Annotated in this window: 20 protein-coding genes; 11 read left to right on the top strand and 9 right to left on the bottom strand. The window is 58.5% G+C overall.

The window, feature by feature from the left end; genetic code table 11:
• Nucleotides 1-42: 42 nt before the first annotated feature.
• Both allR and allA read right to left on the bottom strand, forming a co-directional pair.
• Nucleotides 43-861, bottom strand: a complete 819-nt coding sequence (gene allR / locus ACKLKD_RS22625) for an HTH-type transcriptional repressor AllR (RefSeq protein ID WP_012737529.1) — start codon at nucleotides 859-861, stop codon at nucleotides 43-45.
• A 91-nt stretch (nucleotides 862-952) separates the two neighbouring features.
• Nucleotides 953-1,435, bottom strand: a complete 483-nt coding sequence (gene allA, locus ACKLKD_RS22620; RefSeq protein ID WP_025714052.1) for an ureidoglycolate lyase — start codon at nucleotides 1,433-1,435, stop codon at nucleotides 953-955.
• A gap of 208 nt (nucleotides 1,436-1,643) precedes the next feature.
• Here allA and allS point away from each other — a divergent pair, with 208 nt between their 5' ends.
• Both allS and mnmH read left to right on the top strand, forming a co-directional pair.
• A complete protein-coding gene (gene allS, locus ACKLKD_RS22615) occupies nucleotides 1,644-2,567 on the top strand; it encodes an HTH-type transcriptional activator AllS (RefSeq protein ID WP_025714051.1) in 924 nt (307 codons plus the stop codon).
• Between the two features lie 87 nt (nucleotides 2,568-2,654).
• The gene (gene mnmH, locus ACKLKD_RS22610; protein WP_080897031.1) at nucleotides 2,655-3,734 is read left to right on the top strand and encodes a tRNA 2-selenouridine(34) synthase MnmH; all 1,080 of its coding nucleotides are present in this window, start codon (nucleotides 2,655-2,657) and stop codon (nucleotides 3,732-3,734) included.
• Nucleotides 3,735-3,842: 108 nt separating this feature from the next.
• On the opposite strand, the gene ACKLKD_RS22605 is transcribed toward mnmH, so the two are convergent.
• Nucleotides 3,843-4,988: a porin gene (locus ACKLKD_RS22605; protein WP_025714049.1), complete on the bottom strand. Its 1,146-nt coding sequence runs from the start codon at nucleotides 4,986-4,988 to the stop codon at nucleotides 3,843-3,845.
• 90 nt (nucleotides 4,989-5,078) lie between these two features.
• Between ACKLKD_RS22605 and ACKLKD_RS22600 the strand changes: the two genes are divergently transcribed.
• Entirely contained in the window at nucleotides 5,079-5,192 is a 114-nt protein-coding gene (locus ACKLKD_RS22600; RefSeq protein ID WP_042929758.1) for a hypothetical protein, read from the top strand.
• Here ACKLKD_RS22600 and ybbP read toward each other — a convergent pair.
• Nucleotides 5,169-7,583 (bottom strand): putative ABC transporter permease subunit YbbP, encoded by a 2,415-nt coding sequence (ybbP, locus tag ACKLKD_RS22595; protein ID WP_080896987.1) that lies wholly within the window; start codon nucleotides 7,581-7,583, stop codon nucleotides 5,169-5,171. The two genes, ACKLKD_RS22600 and ybbP, sit on opposite strands and share 24 nt — an antisense overlap.
• Nucleotides 7,580-8,266 carry a putative ABC transporter ATP-binding protein YbbA gene (ybbA, locus tag ACKLKD_RS22590; RefSeq protein ID WP_023286106.1) on the bottom strand — a complete coding sequence of 229 codons (687 nt, stop codon included), beginning with the start codon at nucleotides 8,264-8,266 and terminating at the stop codon, nucleotides 7,580-7,582. The genes ybbP and ybbA overlap by 4 nt, the downstream gene beginning before the upstream one ends.
• Between ybbA and tesA the strand changes: the two genes are divergently transcribed.
• The 3 genes from tesA to ACKLKD_RS22575 are packed head-to-tail and all read left to right on the top strand — an operon-like array spanning nucleotide 8,237 to nucleotide 10,572.
• Nucleotides 8,237-8,860: a multifunctional acyl-CoA thioesterase I/protease I/lysophospholipase L1 gene (gene tesA / locus ACKLKD_RS22585; RefSeq protein ID WP_165931883.1), complete on the top strand. Its 624-nt coding sequence runs from the start codon at nucleotides 8,237-8,239 to the stop codon at nucleotides 8,858-8,860. The two genes, ybbA and tesA, sit on opposite strands and share 30 nt — an antisense overlap.
• Entirely contained in the window at nucleotides 8,850-9,659 is an 810-nt protein-coding gene (locus tag ACKLKD_RS22580; RefSeq protein ID WP_165931834.1) for an SDR family oxidoreductase, read from the top strand. The genes tesA and ACKLKD_RS22580 overlap by 11 nt, the downstream gene beginning before the upstream one ends.
• Nucleotides 9,660-9,717: 58 nt before the next feature.
• Nucleotides 9,718-10,572, top strand: coding sequence for a co-chaperone YbbN (locus tag ACKLKD_RS22575; RefSeq protein WP_008805461.1), 855 nt, complete (start codon nucleotides 9,718-9,720; stop codon nucleotides 10,570-10,572).
• Between the two features lie 95 nt (nucleotides 10,573-10,667).
• On the opposite strand, the gene fetB is transcribed toward ACKLKD_RS22575, so the two are convergent.
• Both fetB and fetA read right to left on the bottom strand, forming a co-directional pair.
• Entirely contained in the window at nucleotides 10,668-11,450 is a 783-nt protein-coding gene (gene fetB / locus ACKLKD_RS22570; RefSeq protein WP_008805460.1) for an iron efflux ABC transporter permease subunit FetB, read from the bottom strand.
• On the bottom strand, nucleotides 11,437-12,114 hold the full coding sequence (gene fetA, locus ACKLKD_RS22565; protein ID WP_022065246.1) for an iron efflux ABC transporter ATP-binding subunit FetA: 678 nt from the start codon (nucleotides 12,112-12,114) through the stop codon (nucleotides 11,437-11,439). The genes fetB and fetA overlap by 14 nt, the downstream gene beginning before the upstream one ends.
• Nucleotides 12,115-12,254: 140 nt before the next feature.
• Here fetA and ACKLKD_RS22560 point away from each other — a divergent pair, with 140 nt between their 5' ends.
• On the top strand, nucleotides 12,255-13,172 hold the full coding sequence (locus ACKLKD_RS22560) for an SPFH domain-containing protein (protein WP_080896989.1): 918 nt from the start codon (nucleotides 12,255-12,257) through the stop codon (nucleotides 13,170-13,172).
• Nucleotides 13,169-13,627, top strand: a complete 459-nt coding sequence (locus ACKLKD_RS22555; RefSeq protein WP_080896990.1) for an NfeD family protein — start codon at nucleotides 13,169-13,171, stop codon at nucleotides 13,625-13,627. The genes ACKLKD_RS22560 and ACKLKD_RS22555 overlap by 4 nt, the downstream gene beginning before the upstream one ends.
• On the opposite strand, the gene cueR is transcribed toward ACKLKD_RS22555, so the two are convergent.
• Nucleotides 13,624-14,034, bottom strand: coding sequence for a Cu(I)-responsive transcriptional regulator (gene cueR, locus ACKLKD_RS22550; RefSeq protein WP_002892208.1), 411 nt, complete (start codon nucleotides 14,032-14,034; stop codon nucleotides 13,624-13,626). The genes ACKLKD_RS22555 and cueR overlap by 4 nt on opposite strands.
• A gap of 107 nt (nucleotides 14,035-14,141) precedes the next feature.
• Between cueR and copA the strand changes: the two genes are divergently transcribed.
• From copA to ybaK, 3 genes are all read left to right on the top strand, one after another.
• Nucleotides 14,142-16,643, top strand: a complete 2,502-nt coding sequence (gene copA / locus ACKLKD_RS22545; RefSeq protein WP_080924896.1) for a copper-exporting P-type ATPase CopA — start codon at nucleotides 14,142-14,144, stop codon at nucleotides 16,641-16,643.
• A gap of 132 nt (nucleotides 16,644-16,775) precedes the next feature.
• Nucleotides 16,776-17,570, top strand: a complete 795-nt coding sequence (locus tag ACKLKD_RS22540; protein ID WP_080896992.1) for a TraB/GumN family protein — start codon at nucleotides 16,776-16,778, stop codon at nucleotides 17,568-17,570.
• A 201-nt stretch (nucleotides 17,571-17,771) separates the two neighbouring features.
• Nucleotides 17,772-18,251, top strand: coding sequence for a Cys-tRNA(Pro)/Cys-tRNA(Cys) deacylase YbaK (gene ybaK / locus ACKLKD_RS22535; RefSeq protein ID WP_080924889.1), 480 nt, complete (start codon nucleotides 17,772-17,774; stop codon nucleotides 18,249-18,251).
• Between the two features lie 104 nt (nucleotides 18,252-18,355).
• Here ybaK and ushA read toward each other — a convergent pair whose 3' ends face one another.
• Nucleotides 18,356-20,008: a bifunctional UDP-sugar hydrolase/5'-nucleotidase UshA gene (gene ushA / locus ACKLKD_RS22530; RefSeq protein ID WP_012542660.1), complete on the bottom strand. Its 1,653-nt coding sequence runs from the start codon at nucleotides 20,006-20,008 to the stop codon at nucleotides 18,356-18,358.

Here is a 20,008-nt window from a genome sequence, read left to right as displayed (position 1 = left end):
AATCAAAAAAGTCCCGCTCAAGTGAGCGGGTTGGATCGGCGATCAGTCGGCCTGGGGTTTAAGGCCCAGCGCGGTACTGATATTCCTTGCCGTCTCCCTTACCAGCTCACCCTGGCTGACAAAACGGTCCGGGGTTAGCCTGGACGCAGGTCCGGAAATCGAAATGGCCGCTACCACGGAGCCCACATCATCGTAAACCGCTGAAGCAATACAGTTTAATCCTGTCACATGCTCCTCCTGGTCAATGCTGTAGCCGCAGGCTCGCGCCTCATCCAGATTTCGCTGCAGGACCGGCAAATCCACAATCGTCGTCGGCGTAAACCGCTGCAGGCCGGTCTTCACAATCACATCCACCAGCTCTTCCGCAGGGAGCGGATACAACAGCGCTTTCCCGGCGCCTGAAGCATGGAGCGGGAGTCGACTGCCGAGCGGCGCGCACATTCGCACCATCGACTTACACTCCTGCTGACCAATCAGCACCGCTTCGTTGCCGTTGCGAATCGCCACGTTGACTGTCTCCCCCGACATCAGCATCAGCCGCCGCATAAAGGGCCCGCCGACGGATAAAACGTCCCGGTTATGGATGTAGGCCGAGCCGATATTGAACGCGCCAAGACCGATATGCCACCAACCTAACTGGCTGTCCTGATAGACAAAATCCGCGCCTTCCAGCACTTTTAGCAGGCGAAAGGTGGTCGATAACGGTAAGTCCAGATTCAGGGAAATATCGCTAACCGACGAGCTGCCGCCGCTCTTTTCCAGGTATTGCAATATCGCGATCCCTCTCTCCAGCGCCTGTGCGCCTTTTTGCGCGGAAGGCTCCTGCTGGCCAGGCCTTCCACGCCTTCTCACTTCTGTCATACCTCGATTATCTCCGGCTCAAAACCTGAGCATAAATAGTGTGTAAGCGCCCACATGTTATGCAAGATAATCGACAGCGTCACGTGTAACCTCACGCAAAGCTCAGCTCCACGGTCGGGATCTTTACGACATCGCAGTTGTCTTTTCCGCCGCGATCGACGGTTAAAAAATCGGTTTCCGTCTGCCAGGCAAACAGCGGATGGTGCCAGACATTACGGTGGTAATTCACCCCCTGACGGCCATTTGAGATAAACGCACGCAGCGTATTCATGTCCGGCTCATCGCCGCCTGCCGCGACCACCACGACAAAGGCCTCTCCCCGCATCGGCACAAACGCCTGGGTACCCAGCGGATGGCGCTCCAGTTCGGTGACAATAATCGGCAGCGCGGCGGGTTGCGCACGATTAATGCTGATGAGCGTACGATCCTGCTGTAACGTCTCCACCATCGCCAGATCGTGAAAACGCTGTACTTTTCCATCATTGATGTGAAAAAAATCCTGTCCTTCCGTTTCGATAACATCCCCATACGGGCGGAATGCATCTCGCGTCAGGGGCAATACTTCAAGCTTCATGAGCTGTTCCTTATTCATTTAAAACCGTTCCCCTTCCCAACGTTGAAGGGGGTAGAGAAGCTGCACAATCAACAGCCATCTAAGCGTGACAACACTATAAATTGGAATAATTTTCCAAAATCTGATTTAACCCACATTATTGAAAAGGTTATTATGAAAAAATACTTAAAAATCATGGGTGAATTATTAAATAACGAGGAATATGGCGATGCTCGATCCCGAAACATTACGCACCTTTGTCAGCGTCGCTGAGACCGGCAGCTTCTCAAGAGCAGCGGAAAAACTTTATAAAACAACCGCCACCATCAGCTATCGCATCAAATTACTGGAGGACAACACCGGTGTCGCACTCTTTTCCCGCACAACGCGCAGCGTACTGTTGACGCCGGCCGGGATGCACCTGCTGGCGCAAGCCAGAGAGTGGCTGGGGTGGATTGATAGTATGCCCGGTGAGCTTCAGCAGATAAACGACGGGGTAGAGCGCCAGGTCAATATTGTGGTGAATAACCTGATGTACGACCCGCAGGCCATTGCCCGGCTGCTGGCCTGGCTCACCCAGCGCTATCCTTTTACGCAATTTCATTTTTCACGACAAATCTATATGGGCGTCTGGGATACGCTGCTACATGACGACTTCTCCCTGGCGATTGGCGTGACCGGCACCGAACCGTTAGCGGAAAACATGGCCGTCTACCCACTGGGTGAGGTGACCTGGCTCTTCGTGATGTCGCCGCATCACCCGCTAAGCCAGCAACCCGACCCGCTATCAGAGGCGCAATTGCGGCGCTATCCGGCGGTGAATATTGAGGACAGCGCCCGACGGCTGACGAAGCGCGTCGCCTGGCGTCTGCCCGGGCAAAAAGAGATAGTGGTTCCCGATATCGAAACCAAAGTTGCCACCCATCTCGCCGGCGTCGGCATCGGCTTTTTACCGGAACCGCTGTGCCTGCCGCTTATCGCTCAGGGCAAGCTGATCGCCCGACACATTCCGACCATGCGCCCCCCTTCGCCATTGAGTCTCGCCTGGCGCAAAGATCATCATGGTAAAGCGGTGCAGGATATCGCCTCCCTGTTCAGCCATTCTGCGCCGGAAATAACGGGGTTCCTGACGCTATTCAGCAATACACCGTGAAAAATCAATCCTCCCGGGCGCTCACCGCGTACAATAGGAGAATTATCGCGTCGAGCGACGCGTCTGGATTGCCTAACGGTTTAAATGATGGAATCAGTACTAAAAAATATTCTGCAGATCCTCGCCAGCGATACGCCACTGATTGACGTACGCGCCCCGGTGGAATTTAGCCAAAGCGCGATGCCGGCGGCGATCAACCTGCCGCTGATGAATGATGAAGAACGCGCCGCGGTCGGCACCTGCTATAAGCGTCAGGGGCCGGAAGCGGCGCTGGCGCTCGGCCATTCGCTGGTCCAGGGTGACCTGCGCGCCAGCCGTACTCAGGCGTGGCTGGAAGCATGCGCCCGTTACCCGCACGGTTATCTGTGCTGCGCCCGCGGCGGCCAGCGCTCGCATATCGTCCAGCAGTGGCTGAAAGAAGCTGGCGTGGATTACCCCCTGATCGTCGGCGGCTATAAAGCGCTACGCCAGGCAGCGATCCAGGCCACCGACGAACTGGTGCAGCGCCCGATCGTGCTGATTGGCGGCTGTACCGGTAATGGCAAAACTCAGCTGGTCTGCTCGCGCCCGGACGGTATCGATCTGGAAGGTCACGCCCACCACCGCGGCTCTTCGTTTGGCCGCACGCTGCAGCCGCAGCACCCGCAGGCCACCTTTGAAAACCATCTGGCGGTCAGCCTGCTCAAAAAAGCCGAACAGCAGACTCGCTGGGTGCTGGAGGATGAAGGCCATATGATCGGCGCCAATCATCTGCCGGAATGCCTGCGTATCCGCATGGCGCAGTCACCGCTGGCGGTGGTGGAGGATCCGTTTGAGGTTCGCCTCGAACGGTTACGTGAAGAGTATTTCGATCGCATGTATCGCGACTTTATCGCCGCGTATGGCGAAGAGGAAGGCTGGCTGACGTATGCTGAGTATCTGCATCACGGCCTGTTTGCTATTCGCCGCCGCCTGGGGTTGCAGCGTTTTGCCCAGTTGACTGAACGCCTCGATGAGGCGCTGGTGGTGCAGCAGCGTACCGCCAGCACCGAGGCGCACTTCGCCTGGCTGGTGCCGCTGCTGGAAGAATACTACGACCCGATGTATCGCTATCAGCTAGGGAAAAAAGCCGGCAAGATCCTGTTTCGCGGTAGCTGGCAGGAGGTTGCCGCCTGGCTGGCGCAGTAATCGCATGCGCTATTGTCCCGGCTTGCGGCGTAAACGCCTTAGCCGGGCCAACGGTCGGCGCGATTTGTAGCCCCGGTAAGCGCAGCGCGACCGGGGAGTTATGACCGCTTAGAAGTCGTAGCGCAGACGCACCAGGTTCATATCGCCCAGGTTGTCGGTGCTGGAGGTAAACACGTGTTCATAGTCAACGCGGAAGCCGTAATCCAGCTGGAAGCTAATCCCCAGACCGTTATCGATACGCTGGTAGTTGCGGCCATTCACGTATTCCAGGCGGTCGCCCATAAAGTACGGCTGAATAGATTTAACAGCGTATTGGTTGATCGGGAATTTATAGCCCGCAAAATATTCAATCCCCCAGGCATCACCGGCAAAGTAATTATGCACATCGGTTTTCTTGGTGGTGAGGAAGTTCTGATACCAGCCGCCGCCGAAGGAGAAGGTCCAGTTATCCGGCGTCCAGCTCAGCGCGGTACCCACGATATTCTGGTCATAGGTTTTGCTGTCGGCGCTTGACGGGTCGCGCATTTCGGCGCGAGTGTAGTTCCACGCGGTACCCCAGGTCAGATCCTTCATGATGTGGTAATCCGCACCAATCGAGCCGCCGCCTTTACGCTTATAGCGCAGGCCATTACCCGGCAAATATTCGCTGTCTTCGAACAGGTAAGAACCGTAGAGATCAACATCGCCGACGGTTTTCTTATATTTCAGCATCGCGCGCGAACGATAAGAACCATCATAATCGCCGTTAATCCCGTTGCCCGGTGCCTGGGCAATCATATCGTAGTCCCAGATATCGGTTTTCGCGCCGACCACATCGTAATAAATACTGTTCTGCTTACCGTAGGTTAATGTCCCCCAGGTATCGCTCTTCAGGCCGGTATACAGCATACGACGGCTGGTATTATTCGCGCCTTCCGCATAGTGATTATCCCAGTCGAACAGCGCCGGAATATTCACGCCCAGTTCGTAGTAGCTTATCCAGCTAATATCATCAAACAGATAGTAATCTGCTGCGAAGCGGAAACGGGTGCCGCCGTCGAAACCGTTACGTTTGTAGGAACCTTTATCGCCATCGCCGGTCATCATATTGAACTGCGGACGAATACTGCCGCCAACGGTAAAGTTTAGGCGACTTAGCGGGTCCCCTGCCTGCGGGTCTTGTTTCAACAGCGTGATTTCGGCGTGAGAAGCAAATGAAGCGAGTGCCAGTGTTGCGCCGATCGAGACCGCCAGCGCTTTTATTTTATGTGCCATGCTTTTTCCTTGAGTAATAAGCAACCTTATATTTGCAAGGGCATATTACCTGCGAAATTTGATGGCGTGTTGGCGGTTTTTTAATGTTTTGTGCGCTTAAAAATCAATGAATTATCATTTTGTGCGCTTAAAATAAAAGCGCCGCCAAAAATGGCGGCGCATCATCAAAATGCAATAATTTCACTGGCTAAACTGGCGGAATAATGCTCTGCCCTTTAACAGACGCAATCCCAGCCCGCCGCCACACAGCGATAATAATACCGCCCCCGTCAGCGGTAGCATCGTCCATAAACGCCAGTCTGGCGCCCAGGGGAAATCAAACACTTTCGTCTGCAGCATCGCCAGCGCCACTTCAGCCCCTATCGCCGCCACCAGACCGGAGACCAGCCCCAGCAGAGCAAACTCCGCCCACAGCGTGGCGCGCAGCAGCGATTTACCCGCGCCCAGCGTGCGCCAGACCACCAGCTCCTGATAACGCTGGCGCATTCCGACCTGCACCTGCGCCAGCAACAGCAGCACACCGCAGGCCGTCACCAGCCCCACCATCACCTCCAGCGCCCGGCTGACCTGGGAGAGCACCTGGCCGACCTGGCGCAGAATGGCGCCGATATCCAACAGGCTGACAGTAGGAAATTCGCGGTTCAGTTGGGTCAACATCGCGGGACCGTTATCCCAGCGGAAGCTGGTGAGCCAGCTCTGCGGCTGCCCGTCCAGCGCCCCGGCGGGGAAAATAAAGAAGAAGTTTGGCCGCAGACTCTCCCAGTCAACTTTGCGCACGCTGCTGACCTTCGCGCTGAAGTCCTGGGTATCGCCGGTAAAAGTCACCGTATCGCCAATCTTCACCCCCAGCCGCTGCGCCAGCCCCTCTTCAATCGACACCTCGCCCGGCTTCGGCGGCCAGCTCCCGGCCACCAGCGGATTGTGATCAGGACGCTGTTCACTCCAGGTGAGATTAAGCTCGCGATTCAGCGCTTCGTCTTTGTTCCCGTCCGTGGAATGGCCGTTGATCTGCGTCAGACGAGCCCGGACGATCGGATAAAACTCCGCCGCCCGGGTCTGATGTTCGGCAAGGAAGGTCTTCACCGGCATTATCTGCTCAGGGGCGATATTGATCAGAAAGTAGTTCGGGCTTTCCGGGGGAAGCTGTTGTTGCCAGCGGTCAAGCAGATCGCCGCGCAGTACCAGTAACAGCGCCAGCAGCATAAACGACAGGGAAAACGCCGCCAGCTGGCTGAGAGTTGACCACGGCTGGCGCAGCAGGCGGTTTACCGCCAGGCGCAGCGGCAAAGCTTTCAGCGTCAGCCGTTTAAGCAGCCACAATACTCCCCAGCCCACCAGGCCGCACAGCAGCGCCAGCACCACCGCCCCGGCCAGCACCGACCACAGCAGCGGGCTGCCGCCCATCAGCCAGGCCAGCAGGCCCACCACCACAACGCTAACCGTCGGGATCCAGATTTTCAGCGGCCAGACATTAGCCACCACGTCCTGACGCAGTACCCGCAGCGGCAGAGTCGCCAGCAGCAGCCGATATGGCCGCAGGCCCACCAGCAGGGAAATGACGCCTGTCGCCCCGATAGCCCACAGCCACGGCCAGCCGCTGGCGGGGGGGAGCGCAGCGGGCAGCACGGGTTTAAGCACCAGCAGCAGCAGTCCCTCCAGCGCCAGGCCCGCCACCCCGCCGGTTATCACCGACAGCGTCAGCAGCAACAGCCACTGGCCGACGATAAGTTTGCGCAGCTGCGCCCGCCCGGCGCCCAGCGTCTTGAGAATGGCAACCAGATCGTAGCGGCTACGGCAGTAGTGGCTCATCGCTACCGCCACTGCAGCGACGGCCAGCAGCAGCGTCAACAGCGCGGATAACAACAGGAACTGCTGCGAGCGCTCAAGGGATTTACCCAGCGCGCTGTCGTCCTGTTCAAGGCCAATCCAGCGATGCTCCGGGCCGAGCTTCGGCAGCAGCCACTGCTCATAATTCGCCAGCTGTTGCGCGTTACCGGCGAACTTATAGCGCCATGCGACGCGACTGCCGGGCTGCACGGCCCCGGTTTTTGCCACGTCGGCGATATTCATCATCAGTCGCGGCGCCATCTGGAAGGGGTTAAACCCCGCATCCGGCTCCTGAATCACTTCCCCGGCAATGCGCAGCGTGGCATCGCCAACGTCAATCGTATCGCCGGTTTTCAGGTTCAGCAGCGCCATCAATCTTGGCGCCAGCAGCACGCTGCCCGCCTGGGGCTTCAGCCCCGACGGCTGCGTCTCGAGGGTGCCATACAGCGGGTAGCGGTCGTCCACTGCCTTGACGTCCGCCAGCTGCGGCGTATCACCGGCGAACGTCATGGTGGCGAAGCTTAGCTGCTCGCCGACGGTCAGCCCTGACTTTCGCGCCTGTGCGATCCACTCGGCGGGTACTTCGCGCGAACTGCGCAGCGTACGGTCGCCGGCCATAAACTCCCGGCTTTGCTGGCTGAGGCCTTTCTCCATCCGATCGCTTATCGACCCCAGGGCCAGGACGCAGGCCACGGCGAGGCTTAACGCCAGCCAGACGATCAGCAGCGACGGCGAGCGCCATTCGCGCCAGAACCAGCGGGCAATCATGCTTCCTCCCGCAACTGGCCGTCCACCAGGCGCAGACGGCGATCGCAGCGCGCCGCCAGCAGCGGATCGTGAGTCACCAGGATCAACGTCGTGCCGTGTTCGCGATTGAGCGAAAACAGCAGATCGGCAATTTTGTCCCCTGTCTGGCGATCGAGGTTGCCGGTGGGCTCATCGGCGAACAGAATAGCCGGACGCCCGTTAAAGGCCCGGGCCAGCGCCACCCGCTGCTGCTCGCCGCCGGAGAGCTGCGCCGGCAGATGGTGCAGGCGTTTGCCAAGCCCCAGCTGTTCAAGCAGCGCGCGGGCATCCCCTTGACTTTCACTGTCGCTGGCGCCGCGCAGCAGCGCCGGCAGCTCGACGTTCTCCAGGGCGTTGAGCGTTGGGATCAGCATAAACGACTGAAAAACAAAGCCAACGTGCTGCGCCCGCAGTGCCGCCCGCGCCTCTTCATCCATCCGGTGCAGCGGTTTGCCCAGCATCGATACTTCACCGCTGCTGCCATCGTCCAGGCCCGCGAGGATCGCCAGCAGGGTCGATTTCCCCGAACCTGACTCACCGATCAGGGCGATGGTCTGCCGCGGTTTGACAACCAGCTCAACTCCGGTAAGGATGGAGAGCTGATGCTCTCCCTGACCGACGGACTTCTTAAGATGATGAACTTCAAGTATGTTTTCCGCTGGCATGTGCCTTTCCTGTTTTTGTTCCTGTTTACCTGCCGCGCGATGGCGGCGGACACGCTGCTGATCCTCGGCGACAGCCTGAGCGCTGGCTATCGGATGGCGGCCAACGCCGCCTGGCCTGCGCTGCTCAATGAGAAGTGGCAGACGAAAACGCCGGTGGTGAACGCCAGCATCAGCGGCGATACCTCGCAGCAAGGGCTGGCCCGTCTGCCTGCGCTGCTTGAGCAGCATCAGCCCCGCTGGGTACTGGTTGAGCTCGGCGGTAATGACGGGCTGCGCGGTTTTCCGCCGCAGCAGACCGAGCAGACGCTGCGCACCATTATTAAAGATATCAAAGCGGCCAATGCCGAGCCGCTGCTGATGCAAATTCACCTGCCGGCGAACTATGGCCGCCGCTATAATGAAGCCTTCGACGCGATTTACCCGGCCCTGGCCAAAGAGTTTGATATTCCTCTCCTGCCCTTTTTTATGGAGGAGGTGTATCTCAAGCCGCAATGGATGCAGGACGACGGTATTCACCCCAATCGCGACGCACAGCCGTTTATCGCCGACTGGATGGCGAAGCGGCTGGCACCCTTAGTTAATCATGACTCCTGAACGCCAGGGGTCGCTGACAGGTAAAGTTATGCAAAAAACGGTTTTAGTGACAGGCTGTTCCAGCGGAATTGGTCTGGAGAGCGCGCTGGATTTAACCCGCCAGGGCTTTCGCGTGCTGGCGGCCTGCCGCAAGGCGGAAGATATCGCGCGGATGCAGACGCTGGGGCTAACCGGTATTTTGCTCGATCTGGACGATCCGCAGAGCGTGGAACGCGCGGCGGCGGAGGTCATCGCTCTGACCGATAATCGTCTCTACGGCCTGTTCAATAACGCCGGCTACGGCGTCTATGGCCCGCTGAACACCATCAGTCGCCAGCAGATGGAACAGCAGTTTTCCGCCAACTTTTTCGGCGCCCATCAGCTGACCATGCTGCTGCTGTCGGCGATGACGCCGCACGGCGAAGGGCGCATCGTGATGACCTCCTCGGTGATGGGGCTTATCGCCAGTCCCGGTCGCGGGGCCTATGCCGCCAGTAAATACGCCCTCGAGGCGTGGTCCGATGCGCTACGCATGGAATTGCGCCACAGTGGTATTCAGGTCAGCCTGATTGAACCGGGCCCGATCCGCACCCGCTTTACCGATAACGTCAACCAGACGCAAAGCGATAAACCCGTAGAAAATCCGGGCATCGCCGCTCGCTTTACCCTCGGGCCAGAGGCGGTGGTGGAAAAAGTGCGCCACGCTTTTACCAGCGATAAGCCAAAGCTGCGCTACCCGGTCACTCTGGTGACTCACGCGGTGGCGCTGCTCAAACGCCTGCTGCCTGCCCGCGCGATGGACAAAATTATCCACGGCTGAGTTGAAGCGCGGCATGCCGCCCCCATGTAAAACAGAAATCGACTAACGAGAAATGCCCATGTCCGAACAGAATATTGTCAATATTAGCGAAGCGAACCTGCAGCAGACGCTACAGCAGTCCATGAACGTCCCGGTGCTGTTTTATTTCTGGTCTGCCCGCAGCCAGCACTGCGAACAGCTGACCCCGGTACTCGAGCGCCTGGCCGCCCAGTATAACGGCCAGTTCACGCTGGCGAAGGTCGATTGCGACGCCGAGCAAATGCTCGCTTCACAGTTTGGTCTGCGCGCAATCCCTACAGTTTATCTGTTCCAGAACGGCCAGCCGGTGGACGGTTTTGAAGGCCCGCAGCCGGAGGAAGCGATTCGCGCCCTGCTGGATAAAGTCCTGCCGCGTGAAGAGGAGCTGAAAGCCCAGCAGGCGCTGGCCCTGATGCAGGAAGAAAAATACGCCGAGGCATTACCGCTGCTGAAGGAAGCCTGGCAGCTGTCGAATCAGGACAGCCAGATTGGTCTGCTGCTGGCGGAAACGCTGATTGCCCTGCACCGTTCCGATGAAGCGGAAAGCGTGCTGAAAACCATCCCGCTGCAGGATCAGGATACCCATTATCAGGGGCTGGTGGCGCAGATTGAGCTGCTCAAACAGGCCGCCGACACCCCGGAAATCCAGCAGCTGCAGCAGCAGGTGGAACAGAATCCGGACGATGCGCAACTGGCCTCCCAGCTGGCGCTGCAGCTGCATCAGGTCGGGCGTAATGAAGAAGCGCTGGCGCTGCTGTTCAGCCATCTGCAGAAGGATTTAGGCGCCGGCGATGGCCAGGCGCGCAAGATGCTGCAGGAGATCCTCGCCGCCCTCGGTACCGGCGATGCGCTGGCCGCCAAATATCGTCGTCAGCTCTATTCGCTGCTGTACTAATCCGTTGCCTTCCCCGGATAGCGCTACGCTTATCCGGGCTACAGATTACGCCGTGGTAGCCCGGGTAAGGCGTGAACGCCGCAACCCGGGATAGTTCATGGGTGCTTTTTCAGCTGCGTTACCACCAGTTGATGACGGGCATTGAAGAACTTCCGGTAGGTCAGATAGCCGGCGATAATCGTCGACAGGCTGGCGGTCGACAGCAGCATAAAGGTCACCATGATCTGGTACTTAATCGCCTTCACCGGGTCAATACCGGCAAAAATTAGCCCCGACATCATCCCAGGCAAGCTCACCAGCCCGACCGTTTTCGCTGAATCGACGGTGGGAATCAATGACGCGCGAATGCTCTCGCGAATCAGCCGCGCCGCAGCCATCTTCGGCGTCGCGCCGAGGCTCAGCTTCTCCTGAATCTGCTGCTGCTCGCTGCTGAAGCGCTGGCCCATATTGTTGTAGCACAGCCCCACCGCCACCATGGCGTTACCGGCCACCATCCCGGCAATTGGAATAACCTGCATCGGCACAAAGGCGATCGACCCCGAGAAGACCAGTACCGCCAACGTTAGTCCGGCGCCAGTGGTGATGGCGATAAACGACGAGACAAAAGCTTTATCGATATATTTACTGCGCTTCTTCGCATTCCACGCCGCGTTAAAGCAGATAAACAGCACCATCAACAGCGTCAGAACCGCATGATTGACGTTAAAGATATATTTCAGCACATAGCCGACGATAATCAGCTGCACGATCGCCCGGCAAATACTCCAGATAATATCTTTTTCCAGTGCCAGTTTTTCCCGATAGCTGACCAGAATAGCGATCAGCACCAGCACCATCGACAGCGCCAGCGATTCGTTCGTAATGTTATGCCCGTTCATGCTGTACCTCCTGCATGTTTCCGCCGGCAGGTTGCAGCGTAATCACTTCATCGGCATGCGAAATTTCGTTGCGATCGTGGGTGACCCACAGAACAGCGACCTGTTTTTCCGTCGCGTAGCCATGAATAATGTCATTCACATTCTGTTTATTACTTTCATCCAGCGCGCTGGTAATTTCGTCCAGCAGCAGCACGCGCGGCAGAAATTGTAAATTGCGGATCAGCGATACGCGCTGCTTTTCCCCGCCGGACAGTTCGTTAATAGACTTTTCCAGCATATTTTCGCCAAGGCCAAAGCGCTGCAGGTCAGCCACCAGCGCCTGCGGATCGGGTTGTTTGTTGCGGATCTGCCACGGAAAAACCAGGTTATCGTAGACTGAATCACCGAACAGCGCCGGCGTCTGCGCGCAGTAAGACACCTGCTGACGATAGGTTTCTGGCGACAGCGTCGCGATATCCACATCGTCAAAAAACAGGCGTCCGGAGGTTGGGCTGAGCAGCGAGGCGATAATCTTCAGCAAGGTGCTTTTCCCGCAGCCGGAAGGCCCGGTAATCAGCTTAAATTCTCCGGGTCTGAGCTGAAGAGTGATATTGTGTAAAATAACTGCGTCGTCGGTCTTAAACCCCACACCCTCGAGACGCAAAAGCGCGTTATTTTCCTTCATGAGTCTTCCTGATTATTTTCTGAAACACCGCTAGTTTACCCCACTTTCCTTTCTCCAGGATGAGGAGAAAGATATACTCAGTTTAAACATGCGCTATTTCCTTGTAGCGCCCCACCAGGCAACAAGACAGGAGGTTTTTGATGCTGATTTTTATTCCTATCCTTATTTTCGTCGCGCTGGTCATTGTGGCCGCGGCGGTGAAAATTGTCCCGCAAGGCTATCAGTGGACGGTAGAACGTTTTGGGCGCTTTACCCAGACGCTGCAGCCGGGATTAAGCTTAGTCGTGCCGTTTATGGACCGAATCGGCCGCAAAGTGAACATGATGGAGCAGGTGCTCGACATCCCCTCGCAGGAGGTTATCTCCCGGGATAACGCCAACGTCACCATCGACGCGGTCTGCTTTATTCAGGTGATTGACGCGCCAAAGGCCGCCTACGAGGTCAGCAATCTTGAGCTGGCGATCGTCAACCTGACGATGACCAACATCCGTACCGTGCTCGGCTCGATGGAGCTGGACGAAATGCTCTCCCAACGCGACAGCATTAACACCCGTCTGCTGCATATCGTTGACGACGCCACTAATCCGTGGGGGGTGAAAATCACCCGCGTCGAAATTCGCGACGTTCGCCCACCGGCGGAGCTTATCGCCTCGATGAACGCCCAGATGAAAGCCGAACGTACCAAACGTGCCTATATTCTTGAGGCCGAAGGGGTGCGACAGGCGGAAATTCTGAAAGCGGAAGGGGAAAAGCAGTCGCAGATCCTCAAGGCCGAGGGCGAACGACAGTCCGCATTCCTGCAAGCGGAAGCTCGTGAACGTTCCGCCGAAGCGGAAGCCCGCGCCACCCAGATGGTCTCCTCGGCGATCGCTTCAGGCGATATTCAGGCGATCAACTACTTTGTAGCGCAGAAATACACCGATGCCCTGCAGCAGATTGGCGTCGCTAACAACAGCAAAGTGGTATTGATGCCGCTGGATGCCAGCAGCCTGATGGGATCGATCGCCGGGATCAGCGAGCTGATCAAAGAGGGCGCTGGCGATCGGAAAAAATCATGATCGACATGATCCTCGCCCACCCCCATCTGTTCTGGCTAAGCCTGGGCGGGCTGCTGCTGGCGGCCGAGATGCTGGGCGGCAGCGGCTATCTGCTGTGGAGCGGCGTCGCTGGCGTGGTGACCGGCGCTCTCACCTGGCTCCTGCCGCTGAGCTGGGAATGGCAAGGGACGCTGTTCGCCGTTCTCACCCTGCTGGCGGCGTGGCTGTGGTCGAAATGGCTGCGCAAGCGGGTCAAAACGCAGCGTCCGGCCGATGCCCAGCTCAACCAGCGCGGGCAGCAGCTGGTGGGTCGCCGCCTGACGCTGGATGCCCCGCTGGTAAACGGCCGCGGCCATGTGCGCGTGGGGGATAGTTCCTGGCCGGTGACGGCTAACGAGGATCTCGCGGCGGGTACTCAGGTCGAAGTGCTCGCCGTGGAAGGGATTACCTTACGAATCAGACCCGCCGTCCGTTAAGCCTGCGCCTTGCGATGGCAGCAGCCGGAAAGATTATCGATAATCGGGCACTCCGCGCTGTCATCGCCGGGGCAGGATTCGGCCAGCGCCAGCAGGTGCGCGCGCATGTTTTGCAGTTCGCGGATATGGTTCTCGATATCCGCCACTTTCTCCAGCGTGCGTTTTTTCACATCGGCGCTGTGCCGCGACGGGTCGTTGAACAGGGCCACCAGCTCGCGGCACTCTTCCAGATTAAACCCCACCTGCCGCGCCTGGCGCAGCAGCGTCAGCTCATCGAGATGCTGCTGACTGTAGGTGCGGTAACCGTTTTCGCTCCGTAACGGCGGCGTCACCAGCCCCTTCTCTTCGTAAAAACGAATCGCTTTGCTGGTTAAACCGGTTTTTTTCGCCACATCGCTGATATTCATTTTTTCTCCTTGACCTTCCCCTTGCTGGAAGGTTTAACCTTCTTAATACTCGATGAAAGAGTGGGTCTGGTCAATCGTTGACCGGAAAATTATTCAGGAGTTTTTGTATGTCTAACACTATCGACCTGACGCTGGATGGCCTCTCCTGTGGCCACTGCGTCAAACGCGTGAAAGAGAGTCTCGAACAGCGTCCTGACGTTGAACAAGCAGAGGTGACCCTCACTGAAGCCCATGTGACGGGCAGCGCCAGCGCGCAAGCGCTGATTGAAACCGTGAAACAAGCCGGATACGGCGCGGAGCTCAGCCACCCAAAGGCTAAACCGCTGGCAGAACCATCAATCCCGTCGGAAGCACTGACAGCGGCCACTCCTGAGCTTCCGGCAGCCCATGACGAGGATGACAGCCAACAACTGCTGATCAACGGCATGAGCTGCGCCAGCTGCGTCTCCCGGGTACAAAACGCGCTTGCCGCGGTGCCGGGCGTCTCACAGGCGCGGGTCAACCTGGCGGAACGCACAGCGCTGGTGATGGGCAGTGCGTCCGCCGCTGAATTAGTCCAGGCGGTGGAAAAAGCCGGCTATGGCGCGGAGGCGATCGAAGACGATCTGGAACGCCGCGAACGTCAGCAGGAAACCGCCATCGCGACGATGAAGCGTTTTCGCTGGCAGGCGATTGCCGCCCTGCTGGTCGGCGTGCCGGTGATGGTCTGGGGGATGATCGGCGATAACATGATGGTCAGCGATGACAACCGTTCGCTGTGGCTGGTTATCGGCCTTGTCACCCTCGCCGTGATGGTCTTTGCCGGCGGCCACTTCTACCGCAGCGCGTGGAAAAGCCTGAAAAACGGTACCGCCACCATGGATACACTGGTGGCGCTCGGCACCGGCGTCGCCTGGCTGTACTCGATGAGCGTCAACCTGTGGCCACAGTGGTTCCCGATGGAGGCCCGGCATCTCTATTACGAAGCCAGCGCGATGATTATCGGTCTGATTAACCTCGGCCATATGCTGGAAGCCCGCGCCCGTCAGCGCTCCTCGAAAGCGCTGGAAAAACTGCTCGACCTGACGCCGCCGTCGGCCCGCGTGGTGACCCCTGAGGGAGAAAAGGATCTGCCGCTCGCTGACGTTCAGGCCGGCATGACGCTGCGCCTGACCACTGGCGACCGCGTTCCGGTCGACGGGGTTATAAGCCAGGGCGAAGCCTGGTTTGATGAAGCGATGCTCACCGGCGAACCGGTGCCACAGCAAAAAGGCGATGGCGATGCCATTCACGCCGGCACCGTGGTGCAGGACGGCAGCGTGCTGTTCACCGCCAGCGCCGTCGGCAGCCAGACCACGCTGGCACGTATTATCCGCATGGTGCGCCAGGCGCAGAGCAGCAAGCCGGAGATCGGCCAGCTGGCGGATAAAATCTCCGCGGTGTTTGTTCCGGCGGTGGTCGCCATTGCGCTGATCAGCGCCGCGATCTGGTACTTCTTCGGCCCGGCGCCGCAGATCGTCTATACCCTGGTGATCGCCACCACGGTACTGATTATCGCCTGTCCATGTGCCTTGGGACTGGCGACGCCGATGTCGATTATCTCCGGCGTTGGCCGGGCGGCGGAGTACGGTGTGCTGGTGCGCGATGCCGATGCGCTGCAGCGCGCCAGCGAACTCGACACCCTGGTATTCGATAAAACCGGCACCCTGACCGAAGGCAAGCCGCAGGTGGTGACTGTAAAAACTTTCTCTGGCATTGATGAAGCGACTGCTGTCCGTCTTGCCGCCGCGCTGGAACAGGGCTCAAGCCATCCGCTGGCGCGAGCGATCCTTGATAAAGCTGCCGACGGCCCACTGCCGGAAGTCAGCGGCTTCCGCACCCTGCGCGGCCTTGGCGTCAGCGGCGAAGCGGAAGGTCATCGCCTGCTGCTCGGCAACCAGGCGCTGCTCAACGAGCAGCATATCAATACCGCCGAAGTGGAAAGCGAGATGACAGCCCAGGCCTCACGCGGCGCCACGCCGGTGCTGCTGGCCATTGATGGCCAGGCTGCCGCGCTGTTCGCCATTCGCGACCCGCTGCGCGAAGACAGCGTCGACGCGCTGGCGCGCCTGCATCGGCAGGGCTACCGGCTGGTGATGCTTACCGGGGATAACCCCACCACCGCGAATGCCATCGCCAAAGAAGCGGGCATTGATGAAGTGATCGCCGGCGTGCTGCCGGACGGTAAAGCCGACGCCATTAAACGGTTGCAGAGCCAGGGGCACAAAGTGGCGATGGTCGGCGACGGCATTAACGACGCTCCGGCGCTGGCCCAGGCCGATGTCGGGATCGCCATGGGCGGCGGCAGCGATGTCGCTATTGAAACCGCGGCGATCACCCTGATGCGCCATAGCCTCAACGGCGTGGCCGATGCGCTGGCGATTTCGAAAGCAACGTTACGCAATATGAAGCAGAACCTGCTGGGCGCGTTTGTCTACAACTCGCTGGGTATCCCGATTGCCGCCGGGATCCTCTGGCCGCTGACCGGTACCCTGCTCAACCCGGTGGTCGCCGGCGCGGCGATGGCGCTGTCATCGATCACCGTGGTAAGTAACGCCAACCGCCTGCTGCGCTTTAAACCGAAAGAGTAAACGCCGTCAGATGAAACGGGCACCGACGTTGTTCGGCGCCCGTTTTTTTTGCTGAGACAAGAAAAGCCCGCCGGAAGGGTGACGTGTATCACCATATGCGCTAGCATGAAGTCCTCACACTTCGGAGCGCGTATGGGCCTGTTAAACCGGATAAAAATGCTGTGGCGAGCCGCCGTCGGCTCGTCTTATTCCTGGCCTGCAATGGATATCGTCCTGCCCGGCGAACGTTATTTGCACCTCGTCGGCAGCATCCATATGGGTACCCGCGACATGGCGCCGCCGCCAGCGAAGCTTCTGAAAAAAATACGCCAGGCCGATGCGTTAATCGTCGAGGCCGATATCAGCGGCAATGAAACCCCCTTTAGCAATCTCCCCACTTACCCACCGCTGGCGGAACGCCTGAGCGATGCGCAGCTGAGCGAGCTCGAGGCGCGCGCCGGCGAGCTGGGCCTGTCGGTCGGGCTGTTCGACAGCCAGCCGCTGTGGCAGGTGGCGATGGTTCTGCAGGCTACCCAGGCGCAGAAGCTGGGACTGCGACCCGATTACGGCATCGATTATCAGTTGCTGATGGCCGCCCGCGAGAGCAACATAACGGTGATGGAACTGGAAGGCGCCGACAGCCAAATCGCGCTGCTGCGCGATCTGCCCGACGGGGGGATGGCTCTGCTGGAAGACACACTGAGCCACTGGCGGACCAATGCCCGCCTGCTACAGGTGATGATCGGCTGGTGGCTGGAACAACCGCCATCGCGCGGTGCGGTATCTCTGCCGACGACTTTCAGCCAGTCTTTATATGATGTGCTGATGCACCAGCGCAATCTCGCCTGGCGCGAGACGCTGCTGGCCTTGCCGCCGGGGCGCTACGTGGTTGCCGTCGGCGCGCTGCATCTGTATGGCGAAGGGAATCTGCCGGATATGCTGACATAAAAAAATGGCCAATATTGCTATTGGCCCGTCAAAGAGGAATTTCATCATTATTATTATCCCGGGATTTGCATCCCGGATCGTCTGATTGTCGCTCAAAGTGACCATCACTGCCAACACTATTGCGCAAGATGGTACTATTTTTTAGACAACCTGCGGGCGTATTCTAACGTCACGCAAAACCGGTTGGTAAGAAGGATAGCTATGACTCCCGCCGTTAAATTACTCGAAAAAAACAAAATTTCCTTTCAGATCCACAGTTACGATCACGATCCCAATGAGACCAACTTCGGTGATGAAGTGGTGCGCAAGCTCGGCCTCAATGCCGACCAGGTTTACAAGACTCTGCTGATCGCCGTTAACGGCGATATGAAGCATCTGGCGGTCGCCGTCACCCCGGTCGCCGGGCAGCTGGATTTAAAGAAAGTGGCGAAAGCGCTGGGCGCCAAGAAAGTCGACATGGCCGACCCGATGGTGGCGCAGCGTATCACCGGCTATCTGGTGGGCGGCATCAGTCCGCTGGGGCAGAAGAAACGCCTGCCGACGGTGATTGACGCCCCGGCGCAGGAATTTGCCACTATCTATATTTCCGGCGGCAAACGCGGGCTGGATATTGAGCTGGCGGCCAGCGATCTGGCGCAGCTTCTGGACGCGAAGTTCGCCGATATCGCCCGCCGCGATTAAGCACACCATCCCGGATAGCGGCGCACGCGCCTTATCCGGGCACCCAACTCGTAGCCCCGGTAAGCGCAGCGCCACCGGGGAAATAGCCAACCTGAAGCCCGGGCTTACTGCCAGCTCACCTCGCCTTTCGGCTCGTAGGCTGCCGCATCCAGCGGCGAGTTCTTCTCGATATACTCTTTCAGCACTTCGGCATCGATAAAGCCGGTATTCACATACCCGGGTTTATCGGCAATGTTCGGGTAGCCATCGCCGCCGGTGGCGTTAAAGCTCAATGTCGCCATTCGGTAGGTCTTCGCCGGATCCACCGGTTCGCCTTTGATTTTCAGATCGTTCAGCTTGCCGTCTTTGGCCACAAAGCTGACGTTGGCAAACTGCGGATAGGCGCCGGAATCCGGCTTCATCTGCGCGACGGCGGTCAGATAATCCACCACCTCCTTGCCGCTCATATCGACATAGGTCAGCACATTGCCGAACGGCTGGACTTTCATCACATCCTTATAGGTGATATCCCCCGCTTCGATGGAGTCGCGGATCCCGCCGCCGCTCATCACCGCGAAATCCGCGTTGCTGCGCGCCATTTGCGCCGCCAGCAGCAGGTGGCCCATATTGGTCTGCACGAAGCGCACTTTACTGCGATCGCCCTCCAGATGACCGTTCACGCTGCCGATCTTGACCTGCAGTTGCGCCTTGCCTTTGTTCTGGAACGGCGTCAGCAGCGACATCATCTGCGGGTTCTCGGCGATCTGCGGCGTATACAGCACCCGCTCGCTTTGGCCGTTATCGTAAGTCACTTTTTTCTTCAGGTTCACCGGGATCAGCTGATAGTGCACCAGCTTCATTTCACCGTTGCGGAACTCAAAATCGGCGCGGCCGACGTATTTGCCCCACTCATGCGCCTGGACGATCCAGATGCCGTTCTGACGATCCGGGGCGCACGGCGTCCCTGGCACATAGTCGACCTGCTTTTTATTTTCCGACGCCATGCACACCGGATCCTGCGAGTGACCGCCGACGATCATCGCCAGCGATCCCGCAGGTAAACTGCGCGCCATTTCCACGTCGCCCGGCGCGTTGGAGCCGTGGTTGCCATTGTCGTAATGGCCCATATGGGTGGTGGCCAGGATCACGTCCGGCTTTTCATTCTGCTGCAGCTCCTGGATAACCAGCTTCGCCTCTTCCGCCGGTTTGCGGAATTCGATATCGGTGAAATATTCCGGATTGCCAATCTTGGCCGTATCGTCGGTGGTTAAGCCAATCACCGCGATTTTCAGCCCGCCGCGCTTAAACAGCGCCCAGGGTTTGAACAGCCGTTCGCCGGTGCTTTTCTGATAAATATTGGCCGACAGGAACGGGAACTTGGCCCATTTTTCCTGCTGGCGCAGCACGCTTAGCGGATTATCAAATTCATGGTTACCCACCGCCATCGCGTCGTAGCCGATCAGGTTCATGCCGCGAAAATCAGGCTCTGCATCCTGTAAATCAGACTCCGGCACGCCGGTATTAATATCGCCGCCGGATAACAACAGGACGCTCCCCCCTTCCGCCGCTACCTCTTTGCGGATGCCATCGACCAGCGTTTTCTGCGCCGCCAGACCATATTCGCCGTAGTCATTGCGCCAGAAATGGCCATGGTGATCGTTGGTGTGCAGGATGGTAATTTTATAGGTTTTATCCTGCTCATAGGCCTGCGCGGACAGGCTGCCCAGCGATAAGGCGGCAAATAACGCCAGCGCTACGCGATGTTTAAAATACTGCAT

The sequence above is a fragment of the Klebsiella sp. 10982 genome (genome assembly GCF_048589245.1).
In the GTDB taxonomy this organism is placed as follows: Bacteria; Pseudomonadota; Gammaproteobacteria; order Enterobacterales; family Enterobacteriaceae; genus Klebsiella; species Klebsiella quasivariicola.
This window is presented reverse-complemented; position numbering and strand designations above follow the sequence as displayed.

Coding starts and splice junctions, on each gene's coding strand:
- allR (WP_012737529.1), bottom strand. CDS start 861: ATGACAGAAGTGAGAAGGCGTGGAAGGCCTGGCCAGCAGGAGCCTTCC.
- allA (WP_025714052.1), bottom strand. CDS start 1,435: ATGAAGCTTGAAGTATTGCCCCTGACGCGAGATGCATTCCGCCCGTAT.
- allS (WP_025714051.1), top strand. CDS start 1,644: ATGCTCGATCCCGAAACATTACGCACCTTTGTCAGCGTCGCTGAGACC.
- mnmH (WP_080897031.1), top strand. CDS start 2,655: ATGGAATCAGTACTAAAAAATATTCTGCAGATCCTCGCCAGCGATACG.
- ACKLKD_RS22605 (WP_025714049.1), bottom strand. CDS start 4,988: ATGGCACATAAAATAAAAGCGCTGGCGGTCTCGATCGGCGCAACACTG.
- ybbP (WP_080896987.1), bottom strand. CDS start 7,583: ATGATTGCCCGCTGGTTCTGGCGCGAATGGCGCTCGCCGTCGCTGCTG.
- tesA (WP_165931883.1), top strand. CDS start 8,237: ATGAACTTCAAGTATGTTTTCCGCTGGCATGTGCCTTTCCTGTTTTTG.
- ybbA (WP_023286106.1), bottom strand. CDS start 8,266: ATGCCAGCGGAAAACATACTTGAAGTTCATCATCTTAAGAAGTCCGTC.
- ACKLKD_RS22580 (WP_165931834.1), top strand. CDS start 8,850: ATGACTCCTGAACGCCAGGGGTCGCTGACAGGTAAAGTTATGCAAAAA.
- ACKLKD_RS22575 (WP_008805461.1), top strand. CDS start 9,718: ATGTCCGAACAGAATATTGTCAATATTAGCGAAGCGAACCTGCAGCAG.
- fetB (WP_008805460.1), bottom strand. CDS start 11,450: ATGAACGGGCATAACATTACGAACGAATCGCTGGCGCTGTCGATGGTG.
- fetA (WP_022065246.1), bottom strand. CDS start 12,114: ATGAAGGAAAATAACGCGCTTTTGCGTCTCGAGGGTGTGGGGTTTAAG.
- ACKLKD_RS22560 (WP_080896989.1), top strand. CDS start 12,255: ATGCTGATTTTTATTCCTATCCTTATTTTCGTCGCGCTGGTCATTGTG.
- ACKLKD_RS22555 (WP_080896990.1), top strand. CDS start 13,169: ATGATCGACATGATCCTCGCCCACCCCCATCTGTTCTGGCTAAGCCTG.
- cueR (WP_002892208.1), bottom strand. CDS start 14,034: ATGAATATCAGCGATGTGGCGAAAAAAACCGGTTTAACCAGCAAAGCG.
- copA (WP_080924896.1), top strand. CDS start 14,142: ATGTCTAACACTATCGACCTGACGCTGGATGGCCTCTCCTGTGGCCAC.
- ACKLKD_RS22540 (WP_080896992.1), top strand. CDS start 16,776: ATGGGCCTGTTAAACCGGATAAAAATGCTGTGGCGAGCCGCCGTCGGC.
- ybaK (WP_080924889.1), top strand. CDS start 17,772: ATGACTCCCGCCGTTAAATTACTCGAAAAAAACAAAATTTCCTTTCAG.
- ushA (WP_012542660.1), bottom strand. CDS start 20,008: ATGCAGTATTTTAAACATCGCGTAGCGCTGGCGTTATTTGCCGCCTTA.